We start from the raw sequence: 3,275 nt of genomic DNA, 5'->3' as shown, positions 1-3,275 counted from the left end.
TCCCACTACGCCCCCGACGACCACGCAAAGTGACCGCAGGAGGTGGGGAGGGGCGAATACCGACTACTCGATCACCGGCCCCCGCCAGATCCGCCCCCCAAGGGGACCTAAGGCTGAGCCAGCAGGTCGTCCAAGCCACCGTCTTCCAAGGCGCGACGAGACAAGGGGTGCGCGCGCAGGGCCGCCAGGGCCTCTGGCCCGGCGGCCCTTTCAGGAACCTATTCCTGAAACAGTTCTCAGTGCCAGAGCGGGGTCAGCACGGTTTCCTCACCGTCGAGGGTCAGCTTGAAGGACACTTCAAGGTTGCGGTCCCAGCCACGGATCTCCGCAGCCATATGCTCGGCGAGCTGCTGCCCCTCTGGTGCGTGTCCGATCACGCCGAACTCCCACACGTTCTTCTGGCCAGGGGACCGACGTGCGGTGAGGTAGGCGAGCCCACGCCCGCTGGTGGGGACGCTGGCCATGTCCCCCCACGGCAGGCCCGGGGTGACGAGCCCGGAATCGACGGCGGCGCGCGCGACGTTCATGCGGGACAGGGAGTTGCCGAGGGCGAGCGCTAGTCGTAGCCACAACCCGTCGCGCGGCTCCATGCCACCGATCGTCACCCCGGTCCACACCGTGACCGCGGTCTCGTCCAAGACGCCGGTGACCTGTTCGGGGGTGATGTGCTGTTCTGTGTTGGCCTGGATGGTGACGGCTCCGTCCTCGGTGACGGGCACGTAGGTGCGGGTGTCATCGCCGATGCTGTCCCGCAGGGGCATGAAGGTGGCCAACTCGCTGTCCACGCTCACCCAGTGGTCGCCGTCGCGCTCGAAGACGATCGACCGGTTCACGTCCCCGGCGATCCGTACTGGGGCGATCAGCCTCCCGTCGTCGGCCAACTGGTTCACCCAGGCGGCAGGGATCTGGTGGGAGCCGACGGTCGCGATGATCCGATCGTAGGGGGCGCCGTCAGGGTGGCCAAGCGCACCGTCGCCGAGTACGACCTGTGCGTTGTCGACCCTGGTGTCCTTGAGCCGGTCGGTGGCGTGGTCAGTGACGTCGGGGTCGACGTCGATCGTGACCACCTGGCCGGTGGGGCCGACCAGGTGAGCCAGGAGCGCGGCGTTGTACCCGGTCCCCGTTCCCAGCTCCAGCACTCGCATCCCCGGCTCCAGAGCGGCTTGTTCCAGCATCATGGCGACGATCCTGGGCGCGGACGCGCAGCTGATCGACCTCCCGTCGTCGTTGTCCTTGATGGACACGGTCATGCCGGGAGCGTAGGCGTCCTCCAATGGGGCGTTGGGCACGAACGTGTGCCGGGGCACCGCACGGAACGTCTTGGCTACACGAGTGGTGTGGATGTGCCCTTGGCTGCGGAGCTGATCGACCAGGGCATGACGCGCGGCGGTCGCGGCGTCGGCGGTCGGGGTGGTCGTGTCGGTCATAACGACCTCTCTAGCGGTGTTCGACAGGATGTGCTGGTCCCGGTGCGGTAGCCCCCACCGGTTGAACGAAAAGATCAGGTGGTGGGCGAGCACGGCGCGCAGTCCACGGGTGAGCACCCCGCGCCGGTTCAGGTCGGCTAACGCGTGTCCGGCCTCGGTCAACTCCCGCACCCACTGCCCCTCCGGTTGGAGCGGCCCGTCCTCTACGAGTGGGCGGATTCGGGTGGTCATGAACGTGCGCACCTGCTGAGCGAGCGTTGTGTCGAGGTGGAAGGGTGCGGGGCGGTGACGCAGGTCCGCAACGCGCGCCCACACGTCTCCTTGTTCGTACCAGTCCAGGCCCGTGCCGCGCAGGAACACGGCGGAAAGCAGCACGGCGAGTTCCCGACGGCCCAGGCGAGGCTCGATTGCGTGGGCTCGGGCGGCCCAGTGGAGCAGGTGGTGGCTCTCCTGGTGGAACAGCCGGTGGGCGAGGTCCATCCCGGCACGTCCGCCGAACGCGTGGGTCTCGGGTTCGTAGATGCCGTGGGTCCAGGACCGTACCAGCCGGGCGCGCGGAGTTGGTGGAGGGCCTCATCGAGGTGGGTGCGGGCGGCCGGGCCGCCCTGGTAGCGCAGCCGCCAGCAGGGGTGCTTGCGGATGAACCACCATCCCGCCACCGGGCCACCGTCCAGGGCGAACAGCAGATGGGTGGCCGCAGTCTCCTCGGCACTGGTCCAGTCGGCCCACTCGATCCACACCTGAGGCCACTCACCCACGATTGCCTCCCATAAGGAAGGAGGAGAACCAGGAGCCGCCGCTGCCCGCACCGAGTGTATGCAGGGTGGTCGCGATCCCCGCGCCGCCTTCGAGAAAGCCGATACCCGGGCGCTCTCTGCGTGGGGTGAGCAGTCGGTCAGCGACCTGTTCGACGTCGCCGTCGCGCAGGATCGGAGCGATCAACTCCTGCGGGTTGCCGATCCCGGTCGTGTGGGAGACCAGGGCGTGGCCTGCCCAGCCGTGGCACAGCGAATCGTCGACCAGCATGCCCAACGCCACTGGGTGGGTGAGCGCGTCGGTCACCGCCTGCTCGGCCAGCACCGCACGCTCTGGATCGTTCAGGGCGTGAGCGGCAAGCTGTTGAGCCCGGCCCAGCCCTGCGGCCCCGTAGCACCAGGAGGGCCGTTGCGGGCCATGGACCGCCTGTCCGGTGTGGAGTTGTCCGGCGGTGATCCAGTAGGGCCACCAGGTGCCGCCGTCGCCGTGGTGTCGCCACCGGTCCAACCAGGAGCAGATCCGTTCGATGGCCTCGCGGTTCCCCTCCACCCGCACCCCCGCGGTCCACGCCAAGGACAGCAACGCCAGCGGGCCGCCGATGCCGTGCGCCATCCCGTGGTTGGCGTGCCCTCCGGGGAACGCGGCCTGGACACGCCCGCTGGGGCCCACAGGGTTCCACCACCCCGGAACCGGGCTACCGTCATCGAGGTGGTCTGGTTCGGTCAGCCGTACCAGGTAGGACAGCACGTCACGCAGTTCATCAGAGTCGGGGGCACGCAACGTGAGCAGGTGCCCCAGCCCGGTCAACCCTCGCAAGGCGTCGTACTCGTTCATGGCCGGTCGCGCCCCCTGGTCGGCGCGGACGTGCGCTTGGCGCAGGCGGTGGCGGACCACGCGCAGCAGGACCGGGTCCAAGCGTGCAAGCTCGGCCTTGTAGTCGGCGCCCGCCTCATGGGCCTGGTGCACGGCCCACAGGATCGCGGGTGCCCCGAAGTTGAGGGGCCCTGCTGTTTCCGGACAGGCTTTGAACCGTCCGCATCACGCGGCCAGACGCATCTCCTGATGGGCCGCGTACACCTCCGCAGGAGTGTT

At 68.9% G+C, this 3,275-nt stretch carries 1 protein-coding gene and 1 pseudogene; both read right to left on the bottom strand.

The genetic code is table 11. The annotated features are described in order from the left end of the window. Positions 1-236: 236 nt before the first annotated feature. Complete coding sequence (gene fxlM, locus BJF83_RS01895; RefSeq protein WP_394329286.1) at positions 237-1,949, bottom strand: methyltransferase, FxLD system; 1,713 nt, start codon at positions 1,947-1,949, stop codon at positions 237-239. Between the two features lie 228 nt (positions 1,950-2,177). Next, positions 2,178-3,164 (bottom strand): annotated as a pseudogene (locus BJF83_RS01885) (lanthionine synthetase C family protein); the annotation flags it as partial. Positions 3,165-3,275 lie beyond the last annotated feature (111 nt).

It is taken from the genome of Nocardiopsis sp. CNR-923 (genome assembly GCF_001942255.1).
Lineage (GTDB): Bacteria > Actinomycetota > Actinomycetes > Streptosporangiales > Streptosporangiaceae > Nocardiopsis.
The sequence above is the reverse complement of the archived record's forward strand: the minus strand, read 5'-3'. Positions and strand labels throughout refer to the sequence as shown.